The sequence below is a fragment of the Thiohalocapsa sp. genome (assembly GCF_019695415.1).
Taxonomy (GTDB): domain Bacteria; phylum Pseudomonadota; class Gammaproteobacteria; order Chromatiales; family Chromatiaceae; genus Thiohalocapsa.
Genome location: NZ_JAIFKJ010000314.1, coordinates 1 through 4,119 on the forward strand (window position 1 = coordinate 1; position 4,119 = coordinate 4,119).

General features: G+C 67.4%; 5 protein-coding genes. 2 read left to right on the forward strand and 3 right to left on the reverse strand.

Annotated elements, in window-relative coordinates:
- Together I6U14_RS09105 and I6U14_RS09110 are read right to left on the reverse strand one after the other, a co-directional pair.
- On the reverse strand, positions 1–980 hold a 980-nt coding region (locus I6U14_RS09105; protein ID WP_296898651.1), incomplete at its 3' end, for an AI-2E family transporter.
- 9 nt (positions 981–989) lie between these two features.
- The gene (locus tag I6U14_RS09110; protein WP_296898652.1) at positions 990–1,421 is read right to left on the reverse strand and encodes a hypothetical protein; all 432 of its coding nucleotides are present in this window, start codon (positions 1,419–1,421) and stop codon (positions 990–992) included.
- 282 nt (positions 1,422–1,703) lie between these two features.
- Between I6U14_RS09110 and I6U14_RS09115 the strand changes: the two genes are divergently transcribed.
- Entirely contained in the window at positions 1,704–2,903 is a 1,200-nt protein-coding gene (locus I6U14_RS09115; RefSeq protein WP_296898657.1) for a TraB/GumN family protein, read from the forward strand.
- 135 nt (positions 2,904–3,038) lie between these two features.
- Here the strand turns inward: I6U14_RS09115 and I6U14_RS09120 are convergent, their stop codons facing one another.
- Positions 3,039–3,623 carry a YqiA/YcfP family alpha/beta fold hydrolase gene (locus tag I6U14_RS09120; RefSeq protein ID WP_296898654.1) on the reverse strand — a complete coding sequence of 195 codons (585 nt, stop codon included), beginning with the start codon at positions 3,621–3,623 and terminating at the stop codon, positions 3,039–3,041.
- A gap of 117 nt (positions 3,624–3,740) precedes the next feature.
- Here I6U14_RS09120 and I6U14_RS09125 point away from each other — a divergent pair, with 117 nt between their 5' ends.
- Positions 3,741–4,007 (forward strand): hypothetical protein, encoded by a 267-nt coding sequence (locus tag I6U14_RS09125; protein WP_296898656.1) that lies wholly within the window; start codon positions 3,741–3,743, stop codon positions 4,005–4,007.
- Positions 4,008–4,119: the final 112 nt, after the last annotated feature.

Here is a 4,119-nt window from a genome sequence, read left to right on the forward strand (position 1 = left end):
GCGATCTTGAGCGCCATCGTCAGTGGCACCGACAGGAACATACCGGCTGGGCCAAGGACCCAGCCCCAGAACACGAGTGACACGAACACCACCAGCGTCGATAGGCCCAGACCCCGCCCCATGACCCGCGGCTCGAGGAAGTTGCCGATGCCGATGTTCACCAGCATGTAGCCCGCGGTCACCAGCAGTGCGTCATTGATGCCGAGCTGGATCAGCGCCAGCATCACCGGTGGTATGCCGGCGATGATGGAGCCGATGGTGGGCACGAAGTTGAGCAGGAAGGCGAGCATGCCCCACATGGCCGGGAAATCCACGTCCAGATACCTGAGCCAGGCCCACAGCAGCACGCCCGTGAGCAGGCTGGTGCAGAACTTCAGGAACATGTAGCGGTTGATGGTGTGCATCACCTCTTGCAGGTTTGCGAGCGACGCCTCCGGCTGACGCAGCGCCGCGCGCAGCTTGCTCGGCAGGCTGTTGGCCTCGAATAGGATGAAGATCACCGTCAGCAGAATGAGGAAGGCGTTGGTAAGCACTCCGCCGAGCCCGCGGATCAGCTCGGCAGCCATGCCGAAAATGCGGGCCGGGTCGATGAGGGAGTTGAGCGTTTGCCGCGAGACATGGATACCGATGGTGTCGAGCCAGGTGTCCAATTCACCGGTGAGCCCCTTCAGCCGTTCCTGGTAGTCCGGCAAGCTCGCGTTGAAGGCGCTGAGAGAGCCGCTGAAGAGCCCGACGATGGCACCACTGGCGCCCAGCAGCACCGCAACCACGACCAGCATCGCAGCCCAGCCAGGCAGGCCGTGGCTGCGCAAGTAGTGCATTGGCGGCACCACGAGCACGGCGATGAAGACCGCGAGCAAGAAAGGCGTCACGAGGTTCGAGGCCGCCTTGAGCCCCGCCACCACCACCACGAAGGCGCCCGCGACGAGCAGGAACCGTGCTGCCGGGGTGAATCCGAACCGCTGCGCCCCGTCGTTCACGCTGCGCCCTCAGAAGTCCGGCAGGCCGCTGTGCAGGACCCAGCCCTTGCGAGCGTCGTCCCAGCGCCAGTCCTGACGGTCCATGATCTGCTTCACGCGCTGCTCGTCCTCGAGGACGTACTGGATCTGCACGAGTCTGATGACCCTGTTCTGCGGAGTGATGGCGGCGGGCCGGACGAGCTCGATGCCGGTGACGCGTACATTCTGTAGGGACGCAAGATCCAGATCCTGCTGGGCTTCCGGATGCAGCAGCTCGGCGGCGGCCTGCCAGTAGCCCCAGCGCAGGGCCTCCCGATATGCGTTGGTGCTGTCCGCGAGGGCGCTTGTCTGCTTGTTGCGTTCCATGGAGCCGCAGCTAGGCAGGGCCCCGGCGGCGAGCAGGAGCAACACGACGGGGAGCATGGCGGCGTTCGACGCCGCGGGCAGGCGGAGGCTCGGCATGGGCGGACTCGACGGCGCGGTGCAAGGCACGAGGTGGGCATTCGGCGGCGTCCGCCGGTGACGGTAGCCCGCAGACGTACAGCTCTTCAGGCCGCATGATAAACCCCGACCGGGCCACGGCCAACGCCAGCCGGGCGCGCGGGGTCGACCGCCGCTGGGCTATCATGCAACGTTTGCCACCACCGAGCCCCAGTCGCCGTGTCCAGCCCTAAGGTCGACCCCGAACTGGCCCCAGCGCCACAGGCCCCTGCGCCAAAAGCCCCGGCGCCGCAGGAGCCCGCGATAACCCTCAGCCTGGCAGGCGCCGAGGTGCACCTGCTCGGCACGGCTCATGTCTCCCGCGCCAGCGTCGCCCAGGTACGCGCGCTGCTCACCGACGCTTCCGGCGACACGCCTCCGTTCGATGCCGTCGCCGTGGAGCTCTGCCCGAGCCGGTTCGAGTCGCTGACGGACCCAGATAGACTCAATCGCATGGACCTCTTCGCCGTGGTGCGGGAGCAGCGGGTCTATGTGGTGGCCGCGAGCCTGGCGCTTGCCGCCTACCAGCAGCGGCTCGCGGACCAGTTCGGCATCGAGCCCGGCGCGGAGCAGCGCGCGGCCATCCAGCTGGCGCACGAGCGCGGCCTGCCCGTGCTGTTGGTGGACCGCGACATTGGCGTCACCCTGCGCCGCGCCGCGGCCAACCTCGGTTGGTGGAAGCGCCTCAACCTGTTCACGGGCCTGCTGGCGGGCATGCTGTCCCGGGAGTCCGTGAGCGAGGAGGAGATCGAGCGTCTGAAGCAGGGCGACGTTCTGGAGACCACATTTGCCGAGTTCGCCCAGGATCGCGCGGACCTGTATGCGCCGCTCATCACCGAGCGAGACCGCTACATGGCGGCACGCCTGCGGCAGGAGATCGAGGCCCAGGGCCACCAGCGTGTACTGGCGGTGCTCGGCGCTGGCCATCTGCAGGGCGTTGCCGATCAGCTCACAGCGGCGCAGCCGCTGGCATCCGACCCGGCCGCGACCATCGCCGCGCTGGACGCGGTGCCGCCTCCGTCGCGGTTCTGGCGGGCGCTGCCCTGGGTGGTAGTGGCGGTGATCCTGGGGGTCTTCGCCTATGGCTTCACCCGCAGCCCGGAGCTTGGCTGGAACCTGGTCTGGGACTGGGTCCTCATCAACGGCGGCTTGTCCGCCCTAGGCGCTGCCATTGCCGCCGCTCATCCGCTGACGATTCTGGTGGCCTTCGCCGCCGCGCCCCTCACGTCGCTGAACCCCACCATTGGTGCCGGCATGGTGACAGGTGCCGCGGAGCTCATGCTGCGGCGCCCAAGTGTCGGGGACTTCGGCGCGCTCCGCGAGGACGCCACCACGGTGCGCGGTTGGTGGCGCAACCGCGTGTCGCGGGTCCTGTTGGTGTTCATCCTAGCGAGCCTCGGCTCCGCCATCGGCACCTATGTTGCCGGCTTCCGCATCGTCGGGCGGGTAATGGGTGCGCAGTAGGGTGCAAGACCCACGCGACACTACGGCCGACATCGCTCCACTAAGGCGATTCCTGTCAACCTTCATACGAGCCGAGGTCTGAACAAGCCCAGCTCCGTGCCATTTTTGGCGAGCGCGGCCAAACAATCGGTATCCCTAGGCCACGGCCGCCGGAGCCACGGCCTCCCGAATCACACCCAGCACCTCGTCCAAGTGCTGAAAGGCATGATCGCCGCCGGGGAAGGCCAGGACCCGCGCGCAGCCCCGGTAGAGGGCTGCCGCCGCGCGCGTGTCGATGACCTCATCGCCCAAGTCGAGCAGCAGCGTGGTGGGCACCGGCAGGTCGCTGCAGGGCCGGGCGGGGGTGTAGTCCCGGGTCTGCTCCACCAGCTCCCGGGTCAGCGTATAGCGCTCGCCACCGGAGGTCACCTGCTCGCCCAGATGACCGCGCAGCTGCGCCCAGGGGCGCAAGGCGGGGTTGATCATAAACAGATGGGTGCAGGGTAGCTGCGTAATGAGCCAGCGGCCGTAGAAACCGCCCATGGAGCTCCCAACCAGCACCGGCGGCCCGCTGTCCGCCACAACTTGTTGTAGCACCGTGGTGAGTCGAGCTACGGCCGCGTGTGGTCGGTGCGGCTCGTAGTCTGGTGCCAGCACAGGCAGCGGAGCCAGCGCCGTGCGCAGTCGGTTCGCCTTGGCGGATTGACCCGAGCTGTTCAGGCCGTGCAGATAGACGAGCATAGTGCAGGCGGCGATCCAGGTTGGAGTTGTTGCGGCGCAGCATTCTACAGCTTTGAAACGTCGTCCGCCGCGCGGGGGGTATACTGCGCGCGTCCGAGTCAGCGGAGGTTCCATCCTATGCCCGCCAAACAGCCGAGCCCCACCGAGCGCGTGGAGCAGTTGTTCGAGGAGCTGACGGCCCACTACGGTGACGGTGACGACCGGGAGCTGCGGGCCGCCGCCAAGCTGCTGCTGGTGGCCCTGGATAAGCTCCGCGCCCACGGTGGCCGCGACTGGGCGCGGCTTCTGGACGAATACGTGGACATCGTCAAGCACGATCCGGAACGCTTCACCCGCATGCTCCAGTCCAACAGCAGCACCTCGTCCAGCGAATTATTGGCTTGAGACGATCGGCGGGTACGCCGGTCGAGGTCAGCGGGCGTTGCGGTCAGGGTTGCCGCTATACTGCGCTCCGCGCCGAGCGCGACTCGCGTCAGCCGCTATTGCCCCAATCTAG

What these genes read in the sequence shown, in the direction of transcription:
- I6U14_RS09110 (WP_296898652.1), bottom strand. Translation starts at nt 1,421, where the DNA reads ATGCCGAGCCTCCGCCTGCCCGCGGCGTCGAACGCCGCCATGCTCCCC.
- I6U14_RS09120 (WP_296898654.1), bottom strand. Translation starts at nt 3,623, where the DNA reads ATGCTCGTCTATCTGCACGGCCTGAACAGCTCGGGTCAATCCGCCAAG.
- I6U14_RS09125 (WP_296898656.1), top strand. Translation starts at nt 3,741, where the DNA reads ATGCCCGCCAAACAGCCGAGCCCCACCGAGCGCGTGGAGCAGTTGTTC.